Source organism: Micromonospora sp. NPDC049559, from assembly GCF_040676675.1.
Classification (GTDB): Bacteria; Actinomycetota; Actinomycetes; order Mycobacteriales; family Micromonosporaceae; genus JBFAPK01.
Genome location: NZ_JBFAPK010000001.1, coordinates 641088 through 663604 on the forward strand (window position 1 = coordinate 641088; position 22517 = coordinate 663604).

At 72.7% G+C, this 22517-nt stretch carries 25 protein-coding genes; 6 read left to right on the forward strand and 19 right to left on the reverse strand.

Annotated features, from left to right (window positions below; translation table 11 throughout):
* Positions 1-186: 186 nt before the first annotated feature.
* On the reverse strand, positions 187-645 hold the full coding sequence (locus tag AB0J86_RS02845) for an Lrp/AsnC family transcriptional regulator (protein ID WP_363851402.1): 459 nt from the start codon (positions 643-645) through the stop codon (positions 187-189).
* A 59-nt stretch (positions 646-704) separates the two neighbouring features.
* Here AB0J86_RS02845 and ddaH point away from each other — a divergent pair, with 59 nt between their 5' ends.
* Complete coding sequence (ddaH, locus tag AB0J86_RS02850; RefSeq protein WP_363851405.1) at positions 705-1538, forward strand: dimethylargininase; 834 nt, start codon at positions 705-707, stop codon at positions 1536-1538.
* Positions 1539-1617: 79 nt separating this feature from the next.
* On the opposite strand, the gene AB0J86_RS02855 is transcribed toward ddaH, so the two are convergent.
* Both AB0J86_RS02855 and AB0J86_RS02860 read right to left on the reverse strand, forming a co-directional pair.
* On the reverse strand, positions 1618-2817 hold the full coding sequence (locus tag AB0J86_RS02855; RefSeq protein WP_363851408.1) for an ABC transporter substrate-binding protein: 1200 nt from the start codon (positions 2815-2817) through the stop codon (positions 1618-1620).
* Positions 2818-2901: 84 nt separating this feature from the next.
* Positions 2902-3699, reverse strand: coding sequence for an alpha/beta hydrolase (locus AB0J86_RS02860; RefSeq protein ID WP_363851411.1), 798 nt, complete (start codon positions 3697-3699; stop codon positions 2902-2904).
* Positions 3700-3761: 62 nt separating this feature from the next.
* On the opposite strand from AB0J86_RS02860, the gene AB0J86_RS02865 reads away from it, so the two are divergent.
* Positions 3762-4355, forward strand: coding sequence for a bacterial proteasome activator family protein (locus AB0J86_RS02865; protein WP_363851414.1), 594 nt, complete (start codon positions 3762-3764; stop codon positions 4353-4355).
* Positions 4356-4480: 125 nt separating this feature from the next.
* Here AB0J86_RS02865 and AB0J86_RS02870 read toward each other — a convergent pair whose 3' ends face one another.
* The 4 genes from AB0J86_RS02870 to AB0J86_RS02885 form a co-directional block, all read right to left on the reverse strand.
* Positions 4481-5293 (reverse strand): HAD family hydrolase, encoded by an 813-nt coding sequence (locus AB0J86_RS02870; RefSeq protein WP_363851417.1) that lies wholly within the window; start codon positions 5291-5293, stop codon positions 4481-4483.
* Positions 5293-6114: an HAD family hydrolase gene (locus tag AB0J86_RS02875; RefSeq protein ID WP_363851420.1), complete on the reverse strand. Its 822-nt coding sequence runs from the start codon at positions 6112-6114 to the stop codon at positions 5293-5295. Before AB0J86_RS02875 ends, AB0J86_RS02870 begins: the two co-directional genes overlap by 1 nt.
* A 214-nt stretch (positions 6115-6328) precedes the next feature.
* Complete coding sequence (gene serS / locus AB0J86_RS02880) at positions 6329-7585, reverse strand: serine--tRNA ligase (protein WP_363851423.1); 1257 nt, start codon at positions 7583-7585, stop codon at positions 6329-6331.
* A gap of 76 nt (positions 7586-7661) precedes the next feature.
* On the reverse strand, positions 7662-8546 hold the full coding sequence (locus AB0J86_RS02885; RefSeq protein ID WP_363851426.1) for a hypothetical protein: 885 nt from the start codon (positions 8544-8546) through the stop codon (positions 7662-7664).
* A 118-nt stretch (positions 8547-8664) separates the two neighbouring features.
* Here AB0J86_RS02885 and AB0J86_RS02890 point away from each other — a divergent pair, with 118 nt between their 5' ends.
* The 3 genes from AB0J86_RS02890 (at position 8665) to AB0J86_RS02900 (ending at position 10393) form a co-directional block, all read left to right on the forward strand.
* Complete coding sequence (locus AB0J86_RS02890) at positions 8665-9096, forward strand: OsmC family protein (protein WP_363851429.1); 432 nt, start codon at positions 8665-8667, stop codon at positions 9094-9096.
* 156 nt (positions 9097-9252) lie between these two features.
* Positions 9253-9594 carry a metallopeptidase family protein gene (locus AB0J86_RS02895; RefSeq protein ID WP_363851652.1) on the forward strand — a complete coding sequence of 114 codons (342 nt, stop codon included), beginning with the start codon at positions 9253-9255 and terminating at the stop codon, positions 9592-9594.
* A 73-nt stretch (positions 9595-9667) separates the two neighbouring features.
* Positions 9668-10393: an AIM24 family protein gene (locus AB0J86_RS02900; RefSeq protein ID WP_363851431.1), complete on the forward strand. Its 726-nt coding sequence runs from the start codon at positions 9668-9670 to the stop codon at positions 10391-10393.
* A gap of 117 nt (positions 10394-10510) precedes the next feature.
* On the opposite strand, the gene pheA is transcribed toward AB0J86_RS02900, so the two are convergent.
* The 5 genes from pheA to AB0J86_RS02925 all read right to left on the reverse strand — a co-directional run bounded on the left by pheA (position 10511) and on the right by AB0J86_RS02925 (position 14075).
* A complete protein-coding gene (gene pheA, locus AB0J86_RS02905) occupies positions 10511-11464 on the reverse strand; it encodes a prephenate dehydratase (RefSeq protein ID WP_363851434.1) in 954 nt (317 codons plus the stop codon).
* Positions 11465-11473: 9 nt separating this feature from the next.
* Positions 11474-12031 (reverse strand): hypothetical protein, encoded by a 558-nt coding sequence (locus AB0J86_RS02910; RefSeq protein ID WP_363851437.1) that lies wholly within the window; start codon positions 12029-12031, stop codon positions 11474-11476.
* A gap of 84 nt (positions 12032-12115) precedes the next feature.
* Positions 12116-12505, reverse strand: coding sequence for an ACT domain-containing protein (locus AB0J86_RS02915; RefSeq protein ID WP_363851440.1), 390 nt, complete (start codon positions 12503-12505; stop codon positions 12116-12118).
* Between the two features lie 179 nt (positions 12506-12684).
* On the reverse strand, positions 12685-13146 hold the full coding sequence (locus AB0J86_RS02920; protein WP_363851443.1) for a PAS domain-containing protein: 462 nt from the start codon (positions 13144-13146) through the stop codon (positions 12685-12687).
* Positions 13147-13325: 179 nt separating this feature from the next.
* Positions 13326-14075, reverse strand: a complete 750-nt coding sequence (locus AB0J86_RS02925) for a hypothetical protein (RefSeq protein ID WP_363851446.1) — start codon at positions 14073-14075, stop codon at positions 13326-13328.
* A gap of 164 nt (positions 14076-14239) precedes the next feature.
* Between AB0J86_RS02925 and AB0J86_RS02930 the strand changes: the two genes are divergently transcribed.
* Positions 14240-15442, forward strand: coding sequence for an arginine deiminase (locus tag AB0J86_RS02930; RefSeq protein ID WP_363851449.1), 1203 nt, complete (start codon positions 14240-14242; stop codon positions 15440-15442).
* Between the two features lie 84 nt (positions 15443-15526).
* Here the strand turns inward: AB0J86_RS02930 and AB0J86_RS02935 are convergent, their stop codons facing one another.
* From AB0J86_RS02935 to AB0J86_RS02965, 7 genes are all read right to left on the reverse strand, one after another.
* Positions 15527-16414, reverse strand: a complete 888-nt coding sequence (locus AB0J86_RS02935; RefSeq protein WP_363851452.1) for a DUF5926 family protein — start codon at positions 16412-16414, stop codon at positions 15527-15529.
* An 11-nt stretch (positions 16415-16425) separates the two neighbouring features.
* Positions 16426-16923, reverse strand: coding sequence for an ATP-binding protein (locus AB0J86_RS02940; RefSeq protein ID WP_363851655.1), 498 nt, complete (start codon positions 16921-16923; stop codon positions 16426-16428).
* Positions 16924-17000: 77 nt separating this feature from the next.
* Positions 17001-18464, reverse strand: a complete 1464-nt coding sequence (locus tag AB0J86_RS02945; RefSeq protein ID WP_363851454.1) for an ATP-binding protein — start codon at positions 18462-18464, stop codon at positions 17001-17003.
* Positions 18465-18661: 197 nt separating this feature from the next.
* Positions 18662-19474, reverse strand: a complete 813-nt coding sequence (locus tag AB0J86_RS02950) for a glycerophosphodiester phosphodiesterase family protein (protein WP_363851457.1) — start codon at positions 19472-19474, stop codon at positions 18662-18664.
* Positions 19475-19491: 17 nt separating this feature from the next.
* Positions 19492-19827: a rhodanese-like domain-containing protein gene (locus AB0J86_RS02955; protein WP_363851460.1), complete on the reverse strand. Its 336-nt coding sequence runs from the start codon at positions 19825-19827 to the stop codon at positions 19492-19494.
* Between the two features lie 127 nt (positions 19828-19954).
* On the reverse strand, positions 19955-20902 hold the full coding sequence (locus AB0J86_RS02960; protein ID WP_363851658.1) for an LCP family protein: 948 nt from the start codon (positions 20900-20902) through the stop codon (positions 19955-19957).
* A 294-nt stretch (positions 20903-21196) separates the two neighbouring features.
* The gene (locus tag AB0J86_RS02965; protein WP_363851463.1) at positions 21197-22378 is read right to left on the reverse strand and encodes an LCP family protein; all 1182 of its coding nucleotides are present in this window, start codon (positions 22376-22378) and stop codon (positions 21197-21199) included.
* Positions 22379-22517 lie beyond the last annotated feature (139 nt).

The window sequence follows — 22517 nt, forward strand, 5'->3', positions numbered from 1 at the left end:
ACGCCTCGGTCCGCTCGCCGGTTCCCCCGTACCGAACGAATCGGTGAATCGGCCCATATGAACCGCCGAGCCGCCGCTCGCCCGAACGGTGGAGCCGCGGCGTCGTGGTCGGGCGTCGCGGGGCAGCACGGTCGGGCGTCGCGGTGGGGACGCCACGGCCCCGGCGTCGCGGTGCGACGCCGGGGGTCAGCTCGGCGCGGGTACGACGGTCGGGGCGTCGACCAGCCGGGAGAGCACGATCATGCTGCGGGTGGAGGTGACGAACGGTTCGGCGCGGAGCCGTTCGAGCGCCTGCTCCAGATGGGCGATGTCGGCGGCCCGCAGGTGCACCAGGGCGTCCGCCTCGCCGGAGACCGTGTAGGCGCCGACCACCTCCGGGTGCCGCCGGGCGGCCGCGGAGATCTGCACGGGCGTGGTCCGGCCGGTGCAGAAGAGCTCCACGAAGGCTTCGGTGTTCCAGCCCACCGCCGCCGGGTCGACGACGGTGGTGAATCCCTTGATGACCCCGGCCGCGCGGAGCCGGTCGACCCGTCGCTTGACCGCCGGTGCGGAGAGGGAGACCCGCGCACCGATCTCCGCGTACGAAGCGCGCGCATCGACGACCAACGACGCAATGATTCGCTGATCTACGGCATCAATCTGCAACGTTCTGCCTCTCGCAAGCAATAGTTCCGGCTGTCGACGACGATTTACCGTACCTACCCTTGGTGTCCGTGAACCAGCATCGTTCGCCGCGAAAGCGGACATATCTCATGTGCCCGCCGGAGCACTTCGACGTGGCGTACGCGATCAACCCGTGGATGGACACCGACACGCCGGTCGACACCGAGATCGCGGTGAAGCAGTGGGAGCGACTGCGCGAGACCCTGGTGGAGCTCGGGCACACCGTGCACGTACTGGCGCCGGAGCCCGGCCTGCCGGACATGGTCTTCGCCGCCAACGGCGCCTTCGTGGTGGACGGCACGGCGTACGGGGCGCGCTTCAAGCACCAGCAGCGCGCGGCCGAGGCGGCGGCACATCACGCGTTCTACGAGGCGAACGGCTGGTCGTTCGTGGCACCGGCCGAGACCAACGAGGGCGAGGGGGACTTCGCCTACCTGCCCGAGGCGCACGGCGGCATCGTCCTCGCGGGGTACGGGTTCCGCACCGAGCCGACCGCGCACGCCGAGGCGCAGGAGGTGTTGGGCCGTCCGGTGGTGTCCCTGCGCCTGGTCGACCCGCGCTTCTACCACCTGGACACCGCGCTGGCCGCGCTCGACGACCGTACGGTGACCTACTACCCGAACGCCTTCTCGGTCGGGGCGCAGCGGGTCCTCGCCCAGCTCTTCCCGGACGCGGTGCTGGCCGACGAGGTCGACGCGCTCGCCTTCGGGCTGAACCTGGTCAGTGACGGCCGGCACGTCGTGCTGAACAGCGAGGCGACGGCGATGGCGGACCGGGTCGCCGCCGCCGGCTACACCCCGGTGCCGGTCGAGCTGTCGGAGCTCAAGAAGGGCGGCGGCAGCGTCAAGTGCTGCGTGGCCGAGCTGCGCCCCTAGCCCCCGCGCGAGGCGCGCCGCCCCGCCCGGTCACGCCCGGGTACGGGCGCCCGGGCCGCGACCCGGCGCCCGGGCGGGCTCAGCCGAGCGTGGACAGCTCGCGGATCAGCACGTTCGAGAGGACCTGGCCGTCCAACTGGGCCCGGCGCAGGTACCACTTCTGCTGCGGCGTACGGGACTGGTTGAACTGCCACGGTCCGCGCGGGCTGTCGATCTGACCCACCTTGCCGAGGGCCAGGTTGAGCTGCTGCGGGGTCGGCCGGGCGCCGGCTAGCCGGATCGCCTTGTCGAGCACCTGCGCGGCGTCGTACGAGGCCATGGCGTACGTGGTCGGCGGCGTGCCGTGCGCCTTGCGGTATGCCGAGGAGAACTGGCGGTTGGCCGCGTTGTTCAGGTCGCCGGAGTAGTTCAGCGAGGTCAGGATGCCGTCGGCCTCCTGGGGCTTCAGCTGGGACAGCACCGTGCCCTCGGTGAGGAAGCCCGGGCCGTAGACCTGCTTGCGGTAGCCCGAGGCGTAGAGCTGCTTGAGGAAGACCACCGCGGCGGTGTCGCTGTGCGAGCTGAAGACCGCGTCCGGGTTGAGCCCCATCAGCTGGTTGACGTTGTTCGCGTACGCGCTCTTGCCGGGGTTGCTGTCCCCGCTGGTCCAGATGATCGTGCTGGAGAGGCGCTTGTCGGAGGGGCCGAAACTGGTCCGGAAGCCCTCCACGACGTCGCGGCTGATGTCGGTCTGCGGCGCGATGATCACGACCTTGCCGTTGCGCGGCACCCGGCTCGCCACGTACGGACCGAGGGCCTGGCCGGACTCGCCGTTGACGTACGAGGTGCGCCAGATGTAGACGACGCTCTGCAGGGCCGACGGCGAGGCGTTGGAGCCGATCAGGGGCACCCGGGCCTGCTCGACCGCCTCGCGGATGCCGGTCATGACGGCCGAGTTCGCCACCCCGGTGAGCGCGAGCACGTTCTGCTTGAGCAGGCCGTCCAGCGCCGCCTTGCCGGACTGGGCGGTCTCGCCCTCGTCCGCGATGACCAGGTTGACCGGGTGGCCGCCGAGGCGCTGGTCGTTCAGTTCGAGGTAGAACTGGAAGCCGTTGACGATCTCCTCGCCGATCGGCTTGTAGCTGCCGGTCTGCGGCGCGATCATCCCGATCCGGACGGGATCGTCGCTGAGCACCTCGGCCGAGGTCGAGTCCGGATCGGTGCCGCAGGCGGCGGCGAGTCCGGTCGTGCCCAGCGCGGCCAGGAGCTTCAGCGCCTGACGGCGGTCCATCTGCGACAACGATCTTCCTCTCCAGGTCGGGCGGCGGGGTCGCGGCCCATCCGGCGTTCTACCCGCTGCCCGACCTCGCGTCAATCCGGCCACTCACCCGACCAGCGACTCTAACCCGGCCACCACCTGCGGCCACGCGGGCGACCAGGGGTCGATCAGCCCGAAATGCTCGCATTCGGGGAGTTCCACCAGCGAGACCGGGGCGCCGGCCGCGGCCGCCACCTCGACGTACCGACGCCCGATCCGCACCGGTACCTGCTGGTCCAGCGTGCCGTGCAGCACGACGGTGGGCGTACCCAGCGCCGGCGCGCGTACCGGGTCGGCCGCCGCGTACCGCTCCGGGAACCGGTCCGGACCGCCCCCGAGCAGCGCCGCCACCGCGCCGTCGTCCAGGTCCAGCCGGTACGCCTCGCCCAGGTCGGCGACCGGCGCCAGGGCGAGCACGGCGCGCACCGCGGCGGGACGCGCGGCGGCGCAGTGCAGCGCGAGGTGCCCGCCGGCCGAGTGCCCGAGCAGGATCGGCGGACCGGGCGCGTACCCGGCACCGGGCCGGGCCGCCGCGACGAGCGCCGGCAGGGCGGCCACCCCGTCGCGCACGTCGGCGAGCGTGCCGGGCCAGCCGCCGCCGGGCTGCCCGGTACGCCGGTACTCCAGCTGCGCCACCGGATAGCCGCGCGCGGCGAGGTCGGCGGCGAGCGGACCGGTGTGGGTACGGTCGTACTCGGCCCGCCAGAAGCCGCCGTGCACCACCACGACCAGCGGCCGGGGCGCGCCCGGCACCGGCGCGGGCAGCCGGAGGTCGGCGAGCTGTTCCGGGGCGTCGCCGTAGCGGACCGTGAGGTCGGGCGGGGGCGCGGGCCGGCTGAGCACCGCCCGGGGGTCGGGGACCATGTGACGACGGTATCGGCGTCCCGGCGAGCGCCCCGGACCCGGCCTGAGCGAAGATGAGGAGCATGACCGAAACCCCACGTAGCCAGGACGAGAAGGCGGAGCAGGGCCGCACCGAGGCGGGTCGCTCCGGCACGGTGGTCGTGATGGGTCCGGACGGCCGCCCGATCGGCACCATGCAGGCCGACGGCGAGGCGCACGGCGAGGACCCGAGCCGGCTGATCGAGCAGCCGGCGAAGGTGATGCGGATCGGCAGCATGATCAAGCAGCTGCTGGAGGAGGTGAAGGCCGCGCCGCTGGACGAGGTCAGCCGCGCCCGCCTGCGCGACATCCACCAGCGCTCCATCGCCGAGCTGGAGGACGGTCTCGCCCCGGAGCTGCGCGAGGAGCTGGAGCGGATCTCGCTGCCCTTCACCGAGGGGAGCACCCCGAGCGAGAGCGAGCTGCGCATCGCGCAGGCGCAGCTGGTGGGCTGGCTGGAGGGCCTCTTCCACGGGATCCAGGCGGCGCTGGTGGCGCAGCAGATGGCCGCCCGCCTCCAGCTGGAGCAGATGCGCTCCGGTGGGCGTCCCGCCCTGCCGACCGGCCCGGGCGGCGCGATGATCCCCGGCATGCCGGGTGGCCAGCCCGGCGAGGCCAGCACCGGCCAGTACCTCTGACGCCCCCGGGCGCGGGGCCGCCTACCGGACCCACGCCGCCTCGCAGCTCGTCGGACCCGCGCCGCCGGGCGCCGGACGCGCCGCCCGCCGGGCCCGCGCCGGCCCGGCAGCGCCGGGGCGCACGGCTACTCCGGCGGAAGGATCTTGTCCAGGTACGCGGCCACGCCGTCCTCCTCGTTGCTCCCGGTGACCTCGTCCGCGATCTCCAGCACCGTCCGGTGCGCGTTCGCGACCGCGACGGCCTGACCGGCCCAGGTGAGCATCGGCAGGTCGTTGGGCATGTCGCCGAAGGCGACCACCTCGTCGGAGGTCACGCCGTAGCGGGAGCAGAGCCAGGCCAGCCCGGCGGCCTTGGTCACCCCGGCGGCCGAGATCTCCACCAGCCCCGAGTACGACGAGTGGGTCGCCTCGGCGAGCCCCGCCAGCGCAGCCGTCACCAGTTGCACGAACGCGTCCGGGTCCTGCCGTCCCGCCCGCGCCAGCAGCTTCACCGCGGGCGCGCTCAGCAGCTCCTCCGGTGTCTCGATCGCGCGGATGGCGTCGTGCCGGTGGTCCCAGTAGACCGGGTAGTCGGCCTCGTGCCGCATCTGGCGGCCGTCGGTCACCTCCACCGCGAGGCTGACCCCGGGAATCTCCGCGCGCAGCCGCCGGACCACCTCGGCCAGCAGCTCCGGGGCGAGCGGGTCGGCGCGCAGTACGGCGTCCTCGGTCGGGTCGTAGACCACCGCCCCGTTGGCGCAGACCGCCGGTACAGCCAGTTCGAGCTGCTCGTACACGTTCGCCAGCCAGCGGATCGGTCGACCGGTGACGAAGACCACGAAACGGTCCGCCGCGGCCAGCCGGGCCAGGGTGGCCGCCGTCCGGGGACTGACCGACCGGTCCGGTCGTAGCAGGGTTCCGTCCAGGTCGGTGGCGATCAGCCGCGGCGGTTGCCCCATCAACGAGACAGTAGCCTATCGAGGTAGACCGCTACCCCGTCGTCGTCGTTGCGGAGCGTCACCTCGTCGGCCGCGCGCCGGACCGTCGGGTGCGCGTTGGAGACGGCCACCCGCCCCCAGCCGGCCCACTCGAACATGGGCAGGTCGTTGGGCATGTCGCCGAAGACCAGGACGTCGTCCGGGTCGACCCCGAGCGCCTGCGCCACCACGGCCAGCCCGCTCGCCTTGTCCACCCCCGGCGGGGTGATCTCGACGAAGCCGAGTCCCGCCTGGGTCAGCGTCGCGACGTCGGCGGGGATCAGCCGGCGCCCGACGGCGAGCAGGGTGTCCACGTCGTGGTCGGCGGTACGGGCGAATCCCTTGATCACGTCGCTCGCGACGCAGTCCGCCCGGCTGCGCGCCTCGAACCGGTCCGGGTACGGCCAGCTCGGGTCGAAGTCGCCCCAGAGTGGGGCGTCGTGCGAGTCCATCGCCTCGACCATCACGGTCAGCGGCCCGACCTCGGCCTCCAGCGTGCTCAGCACGTGGGCCAGCACCGGCCCGGGCAGCCGCTCCTCGCGCAGTACCACCGGACCGGCCGGGTCGCTCTGGTCCACCACCCAGCCGCCGCCGGCCATCACCAGGAAGTCGGCGGCCCGGATGTCGTTGCGGGTCAGCTCGGTCAGGCGGGGTCCCCGGCCGGTCGCGCCGACCACCGGTATCCCGGCGGCGCGCACCCGGTCGAGGACCTCGTGGGTGTACGCCGAGACGGTGTTGTCCGTGCGGACCAGCGTGCCGTCCAGGTCGGTGGCGATGAGCTTGGGCAGTCCGGGGCGGGGCATTTCTCCTCCTCTGCCCGCCATCGCCGAGCCGTCGGACGCCTTCCGGGCCGACCGCGGTGCCATGGGCCACGGCCGCTAGCTCACGACGGCGGGCAGCAAACGTACCTCGCGCTCCGCGACCGATCCATGACTTTTGCGGTAATCGACCGTGAACCGGGTAGGGCGTGTTCCGGTACGGCGCGCTTTCGGCGGGCCGTACCGGAACAGCCTCCGGTCAGCGAGGTTCGAGCAGGTCGCGGCCGCCCAGGTAGGGCTGGAGCGCCTTGGGAACTCGTACCGATCCGTCCGGTTGCTGGTGGTTCTCCAGGATCGGTACGAGCCAACGGGTGGTGGCCAGCGTGCCGTTCAGCGTGGCCGCCGTCTGCGGCTTGCCGTTCTCGTCCCGGTACCGGATGTTGAGCCGGCGCGCCTGGAACGTGGTGCAGTTCGAGGTCGAGGTGACCTCGCGGTACCGCCCCTGCGACGGTACCCACGCCTCGCAGTCGTACTTGCGGGCCGCGCTCGTACCGAGGTCGCCGGCGGCGGTGTCGATCACCCGGTACGGCACCTCGACCTTCGCCAGCATCTCCTCCTCCCAGGCGAGCAGCCGCAGGTGCTCGTCCCGCGCCTCCTCCGGCCGGCAGTAGGAGAACATCTCGACCTTGTCGAACTGGTGCACCCGCATGATCCCGCGGACGTCCTTGCCGTACGAGCCGGCCTCCCGGCGGAAGCAGGACGACCAGCCCGCGTAGCGCAGCGGCCCGTCCAGCGGGAGGATCTCGCCCGAGTGGTACGCCGCCAGCGGTACCTCGCTCGTGCCCACCAGGAAGAGGTCGTCGGCCTCCAGGCGGTAGACCTCGCTCGCGTGCTCGCCGAGGAAGCCCGTGCCCTCCATCGACTCGGGCTTGACCAGCACCGGCGTGATCACCGGGGTGATGCCGTACTCCACCGCCTGGGCGATCGCGAGCTGGAGCAGCCCGAGCTGCAGCTGCGCGCCGACGCCCGTGAGGTAGTAGAACCGGCTGCCCGAGACCTTGGCGCCGCGCTCGACGTCGATGGCGCCCAGTCGCTCGCCCAGCTCCTGATGGTCGCGCGGGTTCTCGATCGCCGGCTTGGTGCCCACCTCGCGGAGCACGACGTAGTCGTCCTCGCCGCCGGCCGGGGCGCCCTCCTCGACCAGGTTCGGCAGGGCGAGCTGCGCGCGGCGCAGCGCCTGGTCGGCCTCGCCGGCGGCGGCCTCGGCCGCCTTCACCTCCGCCGACAGCTCTCGGGTACGGCTCAGCAGCGCGGCCTTCTCGTCCCCGGTGGCCTTCGGCATCTGCTTGCCGAGCTGCTTCTGCTCGGCCCGCAGCGCCTCGAACCGCGAGACCGCCGCCCGGCGGGCCTCGTCGGCGCGCAGGACGTCGTCGACGACGGACTCGGACGCGCCGCGGGCGCGCTGGCTGGCACGGACGAGTTCCGGTTCATCGCGGATCAGACGCAGGTCAATCACGGCAACCGAGCCTACCCGGCGGTTCGCGCGGGCCGCACCGCGATATCGGTCCCCGTCGTCCCCGCCACCGGCGGCGTCAGCGCAGGTCCTGGTCGGGGCGGGCGAAGGGCGCGGTCGGCGCGACCGTCAGGTCGGCCGGCAGCGCGGAGTCGGACTCGGGTTCGTCCCGGCGGCGCCGGCGCCACGGCCAGCCGGCCTCGCCGGCCGGCTCGTCGCCCGGCCCCGGCCCGCCCGCCCCCGGCCCGCCCGCCCCCGGCCCGGCCGCCCCCGGCCCGTCCGCTCCCGGACCGCCCGCTCCCGGACCGCCCGCCTCGGCCGGGCCCGCGCCGGACCGTCCCGGCAGGCGCCGGGCGAGGTGGAGCGCCAGCCCGAGCAGCGCGGTGGCGGCGAACGCCGCCACCAGGCCGCGGCCGTACTCGACCTGGAGCCGGTCGGCCGGGGGGAAGAAGAGCTGCCGGCTGGCCGTGCGGGTCAGCGAGGAGCCGGCGGCGAAGAGGACGCCGAACAGGACCCCGGCGATGGCCAGGCCGGCCACCCGGGCGTTCTGCCGTACCCCGGCGGTGGTGCCGGCCAGCGCGAGCGCCAGGCAGGCCACCAGCCCGAAGAGTCCGAACAGGTACGTGAGCCCGAAGCCGCCCACCTCGGCCACCCCGGCCGGTACCCGTACCGTCGTTTCGCCGTCGCCGCTCGGGTCGGCGACCCGGCTGACCGTCCACTCGCCCACCAGCGACGCGAAGGCGGCCACCGCGCCCAGCCCGCCCACCAGCGGGGCGAGTCGGCGGTCCCGCAGCAGCCCGGCGAGCGGCCGGGACCGGGGCCCGGCGGGCTCGCCGCCGCCCCACTCCACTATCGCCGGCGCGGTGGCCCCGCCGGTCGGGGGCGGCACGGGCGTCTCCGGGTCCTGGGGCGCCGGGTCGGCCGAATGGTTGTCCTGTCGGGGGATGGGGCGATCCTGCGACATCGGCCAGCCCTTCCGCCTGGGTCATCCCTCCGCATCATGACACAGGCGTGCGGCTGGTCACCCGTGTGCTTTCCCGGTGCGTCGCATTCGCGGCCGGCTTTCGGCTAGCGTCATCCGCATGCCTATCCGCACCGCATCCGCCCTCTGGCAGGGCAATCTGACCGAAGGTTCCGGCACCGTCCGTACCGGTAAGGGCGGCCTCGCCGGCAACTACTCCTTCAAGTCGCGCTTCGAGGAGGGCGAGGGGACCAACCCGGAGGAGCTCATCGCCGCGGCCCACGCGGGCTGCTTCTCGATGGCCTTCTCCAAGGCGCTCGCCGACGCCGGCTACACGGGCACCAGCGTGGACACCACGGCCAAGGTGCACCTGGACAAGACCGACGCCGGATTCACCGTCACCCGGATCGACCTGGAGACCGTCGGTGCCGTCCCCGGCATCGACGAGGCCGAGTTCAAGAAGCTGGCCGAGGCGGCCAAGGAGAACTGCCCGATCTCGCGCCTGCTCGCGCCCGGCGCGCAGATCAGCCTCTCCGCCACCCTCTCGTCCTGATCCAGATCCTCGCGGACTGATCCGACCGGCGAAGATCACCGTGGTCGCGGGCGGGAACGGCCCGATCCCCGCCGTACGCCTCGATCACGGTGATCCCCCGTCGGCGCGCCGCCCGGCCGACACACCTCGGGCAGAATTGGTGACGTGCCAGTCGAGATGAGCCGCGAACGCTTCGAGGAGCTGGTTGGCGAGGCGCTCGATGAGGTGCCCGAGGACCTGCTCAAACTGATGAAAAACGTGGTCATCCTGGTCGAGGACGAGTCGCCGCCCGACGGGCCGGAGCTGCTCGGCCTCTACGAGGGGCACGCCCTGACCAGCCGGGGCTGGGACTACTCGGGCGTACTGCCGGACCGGATCACCATCTACCGCAATCCGATCCTGCGGATCTGCGAGGACGACGCGGACGTCGTCGACGAGGTGGCCGTCACGGTGGTGCACGAGATCGCCCACCACTTCGGCATCGACGACGAGCGGCTGCACGCGCTCGGCTGGGGCTGAACCGGTCTGGCCAGCCGGCACGTTGTGCTGGTTGCCTACGCTCGAACCCCCACCCGCCGAGAGGAATCGTCACATGCGCAGTGCCCTGTTCGCCGCCGAGAACCTGGAGAAGGAGTCCAACCAGCCCGGGATGCGGCTCCAGAACTCCAAGATGTTGAAGATCGAACTCAACGGCGAGGCGATGGCCCGCGTCGGCTCGATGGTCGCCTACCAGGGGCAGGTGCAGTTCCAGGCACTCGGCTCGGGCGGCCTCGGCAAGTTCCTCAAGCAGAAGCTCACCGGCGAGGGCGTGCCGCTGATGAAGCTGACCGGCCGGGGCGACGTCTTCCTGGCCGACCTCGCCTCCGACGTGCACCTGATCGACCTGGAGCCGGGCGACGCGCTCTCCATCAACGGCTCCAGCGTGCTCGCCTTCGACTCCACCCTGCAGTACGACATCAAGATGGTCGGCGGCGCCGGGATGATGTCCTCCTCCGGCCTGTTCAACTGCGTCTTCACCGGTCACGGCCGGATCGCCATCACCACCAAGGGCACCCCGGTCGTGCTCAACGTCGACGCGCCCACCTATGTCGACCCGCAGGCCGCCGTCTGCTGGTCGGCCAGCCTGCAGACCGGCTACCACCGGGCCGAGCAACTCGGTCTCGGTACGCTGCTCGGCCGGCGTACCGGGGAGGCGTTCACCATGAGCTTCGCCGGCCAGGGATTCGTGGTGGTCCAGCCCTCCGAGGAGCCGCCGGTGCAGGGCAGCGGCCAGCAGGGGCAGTCCGGCGGCGGCCTGCTCGGCGGCCTGCTCGACTAGCGGCGAGATCCGCGAGGCGCGCGGTGCGGCAAGATCCGCGAGACGTCGCCCTGGCGCGTGGTGCGCCGGCCCGTGTCGAGGCCGCCGGCCGGCCAGCTCGACACGGGCCCGGCACCCCTAGCTGATCTCGCCGGCGCGCAGCCGGGCCAGCCAGGCCGCCGCGTCGGCGTAGTCGACGTCGGAGAGCCCGGGCGGGGCGGGCACCGGCCGCTCGCCCACGGGCGCCCAGCGGTGCCGGGGGTAGGAGCCCAGGAAACGCACGTCGGCGCAGACCCGGTGCAGGCCCTGCAGCGCCTCGCCGAGGCGTACGTCCTCGACGTGTCCGGTGCAGTCGAGGAAGAAGACGTACCGGCCGAGCGCCTCCCCGGTCGGGCGGGACTCGATGCGGGTCAAATTGACCCCTCGTACGGCCAGCTCCATCAGCACGGCGAGCAGCGCGCCGACCCGGTCGTGCGCGATGTAGACGGCCAGCGACGTGACGTCGTCGCCGGTCGGCGGCGCCGGCGGTCCGGGGCGGGCGACGAGGACGAACCGGGTCACCGCGTCCGTGTGATCGGCGATCTTCTCGGCCAGTACCGTCAGCCGCTGCCGGGCCGCGCCGATCGGCGCGCAGATCGCGGCGTCGTGCTCGCCCCGGGCCGCAGCCGCCGCGGCGGCGCCGTTGGAGAGGACGTCGACGACGGTGGCGTCGGGCAGGTGCGAGCGCAGCCAGCCCCGGCACTGCGTCGAGGCCTGGGGATGGGCCGCCACCGTCCGTACCGCGTCGAGCCGCGTGCCGGCCGGCGCGGCGAGCACGAACTCGACCGGCAGGATGATCTCGCGGGTGATGACCAGCGGAGCCCCGTTGGCTATCTCGTCGAGGGTCACCCCGACGGCGCCTCCGATCGAGTTCTCCAGCGGCACCATCGCGGCGTCGGCGTCCCCGGTGCGGACCGCCTCCAGCGCCTCCGGCACGCTGCGGGCCGGGGTCCGACTGCCCCGCTCGGCGGCGGGGACGGCGCCCAGCGCCTGCTCGGCGAAGGTGCCCTCGGGGCCGAGGTAGACGTAGCGGGTGGGCGGTGTTCCGGGCATGCGGTCAGCCTACGCACCGAAGCCGGGCAGCGTTCCGGTCGTGCCCTCGGCGGCGGCGCAGGCGCGGGAGAGGATGCCGGGCGGCGCCTCCACCCGGACCGGGATGTTGCAGACGTCCGTACCGGCGGTGACCAGCTTGAGCGAGCCGGGCGACCCCTTCGAGACGACCTGGAGCGGATCGCGCTTCGGCACCTGGACGACCGTGTACTGCCATTCCTCGGCGCAGAGCGGGCCGGTGGAGACGCTCGCCTGGGCCTGCGCCGGGACGACGTCCGCGCGCCGGAGCAGCGCGATCACCTGTGCCGCGCTGGGCCTGCCCTGGCAGTCGGTGGCGATCTCGTCCGGGGCCGTGCTGGTCTGACCGGGCAGCGGGAAGGTCGGCGCGAGGGTGGGTACCGGGGCTGCCGTGGTGGGCGCCGAGGTCACCGACCGCGTCGCCGACGGGTGCGCCTGTGCCTCCCGGAGTTCGGGCGGGGTGCCGCACGCGGCCAGCAGCGGCACGCCGGCTAGCAGCAGGCCGGCGCCGAGGCGGGCCGCTGCGGTGGTCGAGCGAGGTGCGCGGAGCACGAGCCGGTCCTTGGCCTGAGAGGGCACCCGAGGTGCGGCTGGCGGGATCGTGCCCATGTTAGGGCGATATCGCGTTTTGGACCATCAGGTGGTGATGCGGTGCCCGGAGTGGGTCAGGGTGGCGAGGGCCTCGTCGAGGCGTACCGCGGGCACCAGGAGGTAGTCGGTGTCGTACGTGGAGAAGGCGACGATGTTCACCCGGGCGTCGGCCAGCGGCACCACCAGGGAGGCGAGGATCCCGGTCAGGGCGAGGTCGAGCGGCCCGACCACCTGTAGGCAGCGCCACGGCGTCTCCACCGTCGCCTCGCCGGGGACCCGGTCCGCGCGACAGATGATCGACACCTCGTCGGCCGTCCAGGTGACCGACATGACGCCGTTGTCGGCCGACGTACTCAGCAGGCCGGTGGGTACCGAGGATCCGGCCGGTAGCCGGCACACGGCGTATTCCTCCGGCAGCAGAGCGATGTCCAACATGAGGGCACCTTACGGTGGGCAGGGGCGTGTCCCAACTCCATAACGGTGCGGTGATCGCCACACCGCCGTCGCTCCGGCCTTGCCCGGCCCGGCCCCCGGCCCTCCGGTCGGGGTGGCCGCCGGTGTGCCCGCCGCCTCCGGTGCCCCCGCCGAGCGGCGGCGCGAGCCTCGGGGGAAGGTCAGACCGAGGAGAAGAAGGTCAGCGAACCGGCGACGACCCCGTGTACGAGAACGGGGGTGGCGATCGCGTCGACCGTGGCGTCGGGCTGGCCGGAGATCCGTGGCTGTACCCGCAGCAGGCCCCGGGCCAGGCGGCCCGAGCTGAGGGCCAGCAGCGGCGGGATCTTGTCAGTCTCCTGCTCGGTCAGCTCGGCTCGCGCCGCGGTGAAGTCCAGCAGGCGCAGCGCGCCGTCGAGCAGCGGCCGGTTGACCACCTCGCTCGGCGTGCCCAGCCCCAGCAGCGCGCAGCAGGAGGCGGAGACGGCGACGATGATCATGCGGAGGTCGATCAGCAGGCAGGGCTCGTCGGCCTCCGCCACGGTGGCGGACCACCGGGAGAAGCTGTCGGACTCAGGCTCGGATGTCGCGGCGCTGGGCTGCGGCACGAACGCTTCCGAGAGCGAGAGTTCGACGTGGGCCACCGCGCCTCCTATACACACCACCGGCTCACCCACGCTAGCCGGTTTCGACCGGAGCACCCACTCCCGCCGGGGCTCACACCGGCTGGCCAGGTGCTGCCCGCCGCCGCCCCGCGGGGGCGACGTGATGCCGTGGCGGGCATTGGACGTACGCCCCGTCGGGGTGGCGCCGGATGCTGACGTTACCGGTGGCCGGCCCGCTTGTCAGCGGCCGTTCGGCCTTCCTCGTACCAGCGGTAGTCGGCGGGCGACCGGTAGGGTGCGTTGAGCCAGGTAGAGGGCGACTGCGCCACCCGGGAAAGTTTTTCGGCGGTCGCCGCGCTGATCCGGCTGCCGCCCGCCACCAGGAGGCGGTCCAGCTCGCGGTGGGTCGCGACCAGACACTCCTTGGGCAGGCCGTAGACGCTGATCACCCCGGAGCCGACGAAGGTGAGGATCGGGGTGACGGGGATGTTCAGGCCGACCGCCGCGGACATCGCCTTGCTGGCCCGCTTGGCGTCGCGGCGCGCCTCGGAGACGTAGGGCGGGCGCTTGCCGTTGATCTGTACGACGTCACCCGCGATCAGGACGCGGGACCGGCCGTGATCGGCGACGGTGACGGCGAAGAGGCCGCTCGGCCCGATCGCGAGGAAACCGGCACGCTCGTCGCGGGTGCGGTCCAGGTCGAGCAGCTGCGTTTCCGGGAAGTCGGTACGCGGCCAGTCGATCACGTGCCAGGAGGGGCCGAGATGGTCGAGCTGATGGAGCGCCCGGGCTCCGGCCGCCTCGACCCGTCGGGCGTCGCGCTCGGCACGACGACGTCGGGCCCACTCCACCGGGGACGGTCGTAGCGGCTGCAGTGTCCCGGCCGAGTCGGGGGATCGACGATCTGCGCCTGCGGAAGGCAGCGCCCGGGGAGCAGGCACGGCTCGGCGCGCGGGAAAGACTGTCATCGCGACCTCCGGCAAAAGGTCCCTTGAAGTTATGTTCTCACTACCCTACGTGGCCGCACCGGTGGGGGAGCAAGCCGAAGCGCCGGAGTGAGTATGGATGAATGCCGTATTCACCCGAAGCCTCTTTTCCCGAATGGTGACAACCACTGCCCTACGCTGCGAAGGTGACCCACTACGTCGACAGCGAGGTCGGCCGGCTCGGCACGGTGCTGCTCCACCGGCCCGGCCCCGAACTGGCCAGGCTCACGCCGCGCAACAACGACTCCCTCCTCTTCGATGCGATCCCCTGGGTGGGGCGGGCCCAGGAGGAGCACGACGCGTTCGCCGCGGTGCTGCGCGAACGCGGAGTCGAGGTCCTCTACCTCGCCACCCTACTGGCGGAGACGCTCGCCATCCCGGAGGCGCGCGCCGAGTTGACCGAGCAGGTGCTCGGCGACCCGCGGCTCGGCGACACGCTGCGCCGCCGTACCGCCGACCACCTGGCGGACCTCGGTCCCGCCGAACTGGCCGACGTGCTCGTCGCCGGCCTCGCGCGCGAGGAGCTCCGGCTCGGCGGCGACCGTCCCACCGGCCTGGTCCACGCCCTGATGGACCGGCACGAGTTCGTCATCGACCCGCTGCCGAACCTGCTCTTCACGCGGGACTCCTCGGTCTGGCTCCGGAACCGGGCCGCCGTGACCAGCCTGGCGATGCCGGCCCGCCAGCGCGAGACGAGCCTCACGGGCGCCATCTACCGGCACCACCCGCGATTCGCCGGCACCCGGCTGCTCTACGACCCGACGCTCGAAACGGTCGAGGGCGGCGACGTCCTGCTGCTCGCGCCCGGCGTGGTCGCCGTCGGCGTCGGCGAGCGCACCACGCCCGCCGGAGCCGAACGGTTGGCCCGCCGCATGTTCCGGGTCGGGGTGGTCCGTACGGTGCTGGTGGTCCCGGTCGCGCAGCAGCGGGCCACCATGCACCTCGACACTGTCTGCACGATGATCGATACCGACACCGTGCTGATGTACGCGAACGTCGCGCACGTCCTCGCCGCGTACACGGTGACGGCCGGCGACGACGGTGACCTACGGATCGACGGGCCGACGCCGTTCCTGCGCGCCGCCGCCGAGGCGATGGGCCTGGAGACGCTGCACCTGGTCGACACCGGCCTCGACCCGGTGACGGCCGAACGCGAGCAGTGGGACGACGGCAACAACACCCTGGCCATCGCGCCGCGGCTCTGCGTGGCCTACGAACGCAACGTGGAGACCAACGCGCAGCTGGAGCGGATCGGCATCGAGGTGATCCGCATCGCCGGTTCCGAACTCGGCTCCGGCCGGGGCGGCCCGAGGTGCATGTCCTGCCCGATCCTCCGCGAAGCCCGGTGACCCCAGCGAGTCGCGCCGCCGTCCGCAGGCGCCACCAAGCGGAGGGAGCGTGCGAGCCGCGCCGGCGGAGCCGGCGCCAGCGGCTCAGCGCAACGTGAGCTGACGGCCGAGTAGGCCCTGCTTGGCGCGGCGCCCGGCGGCGTCGAGGGGGGCGGCCTCGGCCAGCGCCTCGGCGTACCGCTTGGCGAACTCGGCGACCGGCGCCTCCCACCGGTCGGCCTCCGGCTCGCGGGGCAGGTCCCAGACGGGCACCAGCCGACCGTGCGCCCGGAACATGCCGGCGAACTTCGTACCCTCGCCGAGCAGCAGTTCGTTGGCGGCGCTCAGCCGGGCCAGCGCGTCGAGCGCGGCGTCCTCGTCCTCCGGCAGGACCCAGCGCACGTGCGCCTTGTCCGGGACGCGGCACCAGTACGCGGCCGGGGCGGCGGCGAGCCGGACGGTCGGGTAGATCGACGCGTTCGCCCGCTCCAGCGACGCCTGGACGTTCGGGTCCCCGGCGGCCTCCGGGTCGAGCCAGAAGTCGAAGCCGTCGTGCATGGTGACGTCGAGCGGGCCGTCGACCAGGATGTCCTGGAGCCGGGGTCCCGCGCCGGGCAGGGCCGGCACCGTCACGGTGCCGCCGGGCTCGGTCTCGAGCGCCCGCAGCAGCGCCACGGCGAGGTCCCGGGAGACGTCGCCGGACTGTACGTGCCGTTGCAGACCGACCAGCACCCGCCCGTCGGGCCGGGCGACCGCGGGCGCGGCCATCGGCAGCACGGTGGCGAGGCTCACCGGACGGTCGCCGTACCGCTCGACCAGGTCGGGTACGAGCGTCAGCGGCGCGGAGGCGGCCGGTACCAGCTCGCGGAGCGCGATCCACTCCGGCTCGTCCACCAGACCCTCGAACGGCCGCGGCACGAAGATGTCGCGTACCTTCTCGCGCTTGGGCGCGGCCTCGCCGCCGGGGCGCTGGCTCTTTCGACGCTTGCTCACGCCAAGAGAGCCTAGGCCATGCGCTCGGGTGTCACCGCCGGGCCGCGCTGGATCGCGTCGGGTCCGGTCCCGGCGTCCCCGCCGCTCGGCGCGGTGGGCGGCCCGGCCGGGACGAGTACCTGCTGGACGGGCTCGACCAGCTCCGCCCAGACGCTCTGACCCAGCCCGTCGCGCTCGACACCCCAGCGGCGCGACAGCGCGGCCACGATGGTCAGCCCCCGTCCGTCGGCGGAGTAGAGGCTGGCCGTACGGGGCTTCGGCGGGCTGCCACCGCCGCCGTCGGTCACCCGGACCTGCAACCACTGCCCCTCCGGCTCGGGGCGCAGCCGCCACGCCACCCGGACCACGCCGCCGGGCAGGGGCTCGGCGTGCCGTACGGCGTTGCCGACGAGTTCGGCCAGCACCGCCACCGCGTCCGCGAGCAACGTCGGCCGGACGAGTCCGGCGAGTTCACGGGAGAGCCGTTGTCGTGCGATCCGGGCGGCGCGGGCATGGTGCGGTACCACCACGCACCAGGCGCGCTCGTTGCGCGTCGTGGACACGGCCAGGTGCCTCCTCGCCGACCGCAGGTATCAGCCGCTGCGGCTCACCCTCGGGGAAGTCGCACCTCTGCGACGGTACCGCCCTGGGGGCGTGGCCGTAGCGATACCCAGCCACTTTGTCGCTCCACGATGCGCCGTACCAGGTAGAGGCCGAGGCCCGCCCCCGGGTACCGCCGCCGGTCGCCCGACTCGCCCTGCCAGAAGCGCTCGAAGGCGCGTTCGACGTGCTCGGGTCGGATGCCGATGCCGCGGTCGCTGATCCGGAACGCGACCGTGTGCTCGTCGGCGTCGGCGCTCAGCTCGACCGGGGAACCGGCCGGCGAGTACTTGCCGGCGTTGGTGGCCAGCTCGGTCAGCACTGTGGACAGGCTGGCCCGGTCGCCGAGCGCCTTGGGCAGGTCGCGGGGGAGCCGGACGGTCATCCGCGGGCGCAGGTCCGAGGGCAGGTCGGTCAGGGCCCGGTGCAGCGCCTCGACCAGGTCGAACGGCAGGGGCGGCGAGCCGCCCACCGGGCCGGCGTCGTTCGCTGAGGCGAGCAGCCGGTCGACGAGCCGGGCCAGCTCGTCGGCGCGCTGCCCGATGATCCGCGCCGCCTGGCGTCGGTCGGGCTCGGAGATCGACTCCCAGTGATGGCTGAGCGTGTCCGCGTACCCCTTGATGACGGTGACCGGCGTGCGCAGTTCGTGGCTGGTGACGGCGATGAAGAGGTCCCGGTCGTAGTCGCGTTCGTGCTGGTCGGTGACGTCCCGGAAGGTGACCACCCGGTACGCCACGACGCCGCCCGGCAACTCGCCCGAGGTGATTCTCAGCCACCGGCCGTCGGGTAGCCGGTGGTCCGTGACCTGTCCGGGCGGCGGGAGCGGAAACGGCAGCGGTTGGTTGATCATCCGTGCGGCCTGGTGTCCGGTGACCCGTTCGGCGGCGGGGTTCCAGAGCCGGACGTAGCCGTCCCGGTCGACGATCGCCAACCCGTCGGCGAGCGCGGCGAGCACCGCGCCGTCGCCGTGTACCGGCAGCCCGGTCTGGTCGCCGTAGATGTGCGCGACGCAGGAGGCGAGGTACGCCATGACCGTGTGGTGCTCGGTGTCGCCCCGGTCGTCGGCGCGGGGGAAGAACGCGTGCAGGCCACCGACCGCCACGCCACCGATCTCGGCGCGCGCCGCCATCATCCGGCGCAGCCCCCGACCGGTCAGCTGGTGGGCCAGCTCGCCGTCGAGGGTGTCCACGCGGAACTCCTGTGCCCGCGGGCCGACCAGCACCCGGGTGGTGACCGGGTCGGCGGCCGGTACGGGCCGGCCGAGCGTCCAGTCTGCGGCGCCGGTGGCGGCGATGACGCGCCCGCCGGCGGGACCGTACTCGACGAAGGCCATCCCCGTGGCGCCCAGCGCGCGCTGGGCGAGGCGTAGCAGGTGGTTGAGGACCGGTAGCCCGGAGTCCCCGGAGTTGATCATCTCGATGATGACGGTGTGACCGGCGATGAGAGCGGCATAGTCGGGACGCTCCGGCATGCCCCGAGTCTGCCCGCTCCACTCCGGATCCCGCAGCCCCGGTCCCGGGCTGTTCCGGCTGGCGCCAATCCGACCCGGCGGCACCGGGGGACCCGGCCAGCCACCGCCGCCGATCGGCCGGCCGACCGCCCCCGCCCCACCGCCGGGCCGGGCGCCGCCGGTCGGGGTGGTCCCGCCGCCGGGCGGGTCCGGCCGGGTCACCGGCCCAGCCGCTGCAGGACCAGCGCCGGCCGGTCCGTGATCACGCCGTCGACCCCCTGGTCGAGAACGAGGTCGAGATCGGCCGGTTCGTTCACGGTCCAGACGTAGACCGGGTAGCCGGCGTCCCGGAGCCGGGAGACCAGCTGCGGCCGGGCGCGCACCAGCCCGAGGCCGGGGCCGGCGATCCGGGCGCCGAACGGCAGCCGGTTCATCCGGAGCCAGGGCGGCAGCGCCTCCAGCAACAGCACGGTCGGCAGCTCCGGAGCGAGTTCCCGGATCCGCCGTACGGCCAGTGGGGAGAAGGACATGACGGTCACCCGTACCGGGGCGGCACCGGTGCCGTCGACCAGGCCGTGCCGGCGGAGCAGCGTGACGAGCCGCCGCTCGACGTCCGAACCGTACCGGGTCGGGTGTTTCGTCTCGATGAGCAGCTCGATCCGGCGCCCGGCCGACCGTACGGCGCGCAGCAGCCCGTCGAGCGTCAGCAACCGGGTCCGGCTCGGGTCGGCGGGGATGTCGGTCGGAAGGTCCTCCACCGGCATCCCGTCGACGGACTCGCCCGGATGCCAGGAGCCGAAGTCGAGTTCGTTCAGCTCGGCGAGGGTGTAGGCGCTGACCCGGCCCCGGCCGTTGCTGGTCCGGTCGAGCCGCCGGTCGTGTACGCAGACCAGGTGGCCGTCCCGGGTGAGGCGTACGTCGCACTCCAGCCCGTCGGCGCCCTCGTCGAGCGCGCGCAGGTAGGCGGCGAGCGTGTGTTCCGGCAGGGCCGCGGACGAGCCGCGGTGGGCGAACACCAGCGGGGTGGGCACGGCGTGGTCCACTCGACCTAGATGACCTGGGCCGGGCTTCCGTCCTCGCTCACGAGCTTCCGGCCGGCGGCCGCCCACTCCCGCATACCGCCGTCCAGGTTGCGGACGTTGTCCCAGCCGTTGCCGATCAGGTAGTTCACCACCTGGGCCGAGCGGCCGCCGGAGCGGCAGACCACCACGACGTCCCCCTCGTTCGGCACCTCGGCGAGCCGGGCGGGCAGTTGCATCATCGGCAGGTGGTGGGCGCCGGGCGCGTGTCCGGCCGACCACTCGTCGGGCTCGCGCACGTCGAGCAGGTAGGCGCCGTCGGGAACCTCGGGCGGGGTCACGGAGGGAACATCGGGTCCGAACACGGGTACCAAGCCTAGGCCATCGGCTTTCGGCCATCACGAACCCGCGCTCGACCGGCAATCCGCGAGACATCATCCGGGGGCCCGGCCCGGCCCGGCCCGGCCCGGCGCGGTCCGCCACGGGATACCCCTAGATGTGGTTCACCCACTTCGGGTTCGCCCGTATCCAGTCGTCGACGGTCTGTTCGCGCATCGACCGGAACAGCCCGCTCGCCCCCTCGTCGAGCACCACGTACGAGACGTCGTCGATCATTTCCGGGTACGACGGCACCTGCACCCCCACCAGCGAGTCGGTATGGAGGCCGCGGAGCGCGAAGACCAGGTCTTCGAGGGCGAAACCGTTCGTGTCGGCGGTGACCGAGGAGCCGATGGCGCGGATCAGCTGGTCGAGCTTGACCGGCTTGGTCAGCAGCCCCTCTGTCGAGATCTTGTCCAGGATCGCCTTGAGTAGTTGCTGCTGGTGGCGTTGCCGGTCGTAGTCGCCGTTGGGCAGGTCGTACCGCTGCCGGGCGAAGTCGAGCGCCTGCGCGCCGCTCATCCGCTGGCAACCCGGCTGGAAGAGGGTCTGGGTGTGGATCGAGCGTACGGGCGCGTCGACGCACATCTGCACCCCGCCGAGCAGGTCGATCACCCGGCGGAATCCGGAGAAGTCGATCAAGGCGGCGCCGTCGAACCGGACTCCGGTGAGCCGGGTCAGGGCCGCCGAGAGCAGGCGCGTGCCGCCCCGGCCGCCCCCGCCGTGCTGGAACGCCGCGTTGATCTTGTCGGAGCCGCCGGGGTACCCGCCGTCCGCCGAGGCCGGTATGTCAACGAGCAGGTCGCGAGGTATCGAGATCAGCTGCGCCCGGCTCAGTCCGGCCGGGATGTGCATGATCATGATGGTGTCGGAGCGCTGCTCGTCCGGCGCCGCGCCGGGCCGCTGGTCGGAGCCGACCAGCAGGTAGTTCAGCGGCCCGCTGATCGAGGTCCGCTCGTGCCGGGCCGACGGGTCGAGGAGCAGGTCCCGGAAGACGCTCCGGTCGTACCGGTCGGCCAGGATCGGTATCCCGATCCCGGCGGCGCCGGCGACGAGGAGCAGTACCAGTCCGAGCCCGGTCAGTACCCGGGCCCAGACCGGCGAACGGGTACGTGCCGTTCCGGGGCCGGCCTCCCCTCCCGCTCGGGCGACGGCCGGCGGACCCTGCTGTTGGTCTGGTGGACTGTGCCGTTCGTTCCGTGGGTCCGACCGACGCGGACCTCGCCTGAATCTGGACGTGACGCCTCCCGGACCCGACTGCGTGAGACTTCCTCACGTCAGGACGGGGCCGACTACCCGCTCTCCGGCGTTTCTAGCCTGCGGCGGGCGGCGTGGTCCGGTCCGACCCGTGGTTGCCTAGGCCGACGGCTTCTTCGAGAGCACGCTCGGGTTGGCGGCGACGAACTCGGCGAGCGTGTCCGCCTTGACCGCGGCGAACATCTGCTTGCTGATCGGCTTGAGCGCCTCGGCGCCCTCACCGTTGCCGGCGAACGTACCGTCGTTGGTGCGCAGCAGCACCAGCTCGTTGGCGGTCACGTTGCGCATGGTGAAGACGAAGTCGGCGATCGGCACGCCGCCGGTGTCGAGGGTGAACGCCTTGCCGGCCGCCTTCATCAGGGTGTTGAGCTTGAGCGGGTTGGTCATCACGCCGCCCTCCATGGCCTTCGCGGCCATGGCCTTGATCAGCTGCTGCTGGTGCTGCTGGCGGTCGTAGTCGCCGTTCTTCAGGCCGTACCGCTGGCGCGAGTAGTCCAGCGCCTCCCAGCCCTCCATCTCCTTGCAGCCCGGCTTGTGCACCACCGCCGGCCAGCGCCCGTTGCCGACCTTCTTGGCGTCCGCGTTCCACATCGGCTTGCCGTTGACCATCATCATGTGGTGCGACTCGACCTTCTGGTCGACGCAGATGCGCACGGTGCCGAGCGCGTCGATCACGCTCTTGAAGCCGTTGAAGTCGATGATCGCGGCGCCGTCGAAGCTGATGCCGGTCAGCTTCTTGATCGTCTGAGCCATCAGCTGTGCGCCGCCGGCCCAGCCGGCGCCGTTCTGCGCGCCCCAGTAGAAGGCGCTGTTGATCTTCTCTCGACCGCCGCGGAACTTGCTCTTGGTGAAGGCGGGGATCGTCACCTCGGTGTCGCGGGGGATCGACACCAGGTACGCCTGGTCGTGCGTGGCCGGAATGTGCAGGATGATGATCGTGTCGGCCCGGGTGTCGTTGTGCTCCCAGGAGCCGCGCACGTCCACGCCGAGCAGCAGCAGGTCGATCGGGCCCTTGAGGTCCTTGCCGCCCTCGGCGTCGGTCTTGCCCGCGTCGCCAAGCAGGTTCTCCTGCTCGATGCTGCTGGTGGCCTGGCTGATCACCGCCTTGCTGCCGACGATCGCGATGCCGCTGGTCATCATCAGCGCGGCGCCCCCGATGACGAGCAGGCGGGCCCAGAGCGGGTCCTTGCGACGACCCTTCTTGGTCGCCTTACCGCCCGTGCCGCCCTTGCCGCCTCTCCCACCGCCGCCCTTGCGCGGCGGCTGGTTGGCTGGCGTCACACGGACGGATGCGCTCGCGGGCTCCATCGATGGGGGACGTCGGCGGGTCTGAACCGGCATGCCTGCTCCAGATCGCAATTCAGGGGGCGAGCCTACTCTACGGAATCGTTTAGAAGATTGCGAGCCAATCCATGTTTCA

What these genes read in the sequence shown, in the direction of transcription:
- AB0J86_RS02925 (WP_363851446.1), bottom strand. Translation starts at nt 14,075, where the DNA reads ATGACAGTCTTTCCCGCGCGCCGAGCCGTGCCTGCTCCCCGGGCGCTG.
- AB0J86_RS02890 (WP_363851429.1), top strand. Translation starts at nt 8,665, where the DNA reads ATGCCTATCCGCACCGCATCCGCCCTCTGGCAGGGCAATCTGACCGAA.
- pheA (WP_363851434.1), bottom strand. Translation starts at nt 11,464, where the DNA reads ATGCCCGGAACACCGCCCACCCGCTACGTCTACCTCGGCCCCGAGGGC.
- AB0J86_RS02865 (WP_363851414.1), top strand. Translation starts at nt 3,762, where the DNA reads ATGACCGAAACCCCACGTAGCCAGGACGAGAAGGCGGAGCAGGGCCGC.
- AB0J86_RS02915 (WP_363851440.1), bottom strand. Translation starts at nt 12,505, where the DNA reads ATGTTGGACATCGCTCTGCTGCCGGAGGAATACGCCGTGTGCCGGCTA.
- AB0J86_RS02870 (WP_363851417.1), bottom strand. Translation starts at nt 5,293, where the DNA reads ATGGGGCAACCGCCGCGGCTGATCGCCACCGACCTGGACGGAACCCTG.
- AB0J86_RS02895 (WP_363851652.1), top strand. Translation starts at nt 9,253, where the DNA reads ATGAGCCGCGAACGCTTCGAGGAGCTGGTTGGCGAGGCGCTCGATGAG.
- AB0J86_RS02885 (WP_363851426.1), bottom strand. Translation starts at nt 8,546, where the DNA reads ATGTCGCAGGATCGCCCCATCCCCCGACAGGACAACCATTCGGCCGAC.
- AB0J86_RS02860 (WP_363851411.1), bottom strand. Translation starts at nt 3,699, where the DNA reads ATGGTCCCCGACCCCCGGGCGGTGCTCAGCCGGCCCGCGCCCCCGCCC.
- AB0J86_RS02945 (WP_363851454.1), bottom strand. Translation starts at nt 18,464, where the DNA reads ATGCCGGAGCGTCCCGACTATGCCGCTCTCATCGCCGGTCACACCGTC.
- AB0J86_RS02900 (WP_363851431.1), top strand. Translation starts at nt 9,668, where the DNA reads ATGCGCAGTGCCCTGTTCGCCGCCGAGAACCTGGAGAAGGAGTCCAAC.
- AB0J86_RS02875 (WP_363851420.1), bottom strand. Translation starts at nt 6,114, where the DNA reads ATGCCCCGCCCCGGACTGCCCAAGCTCATCGCCACCGACCTGGACGGC.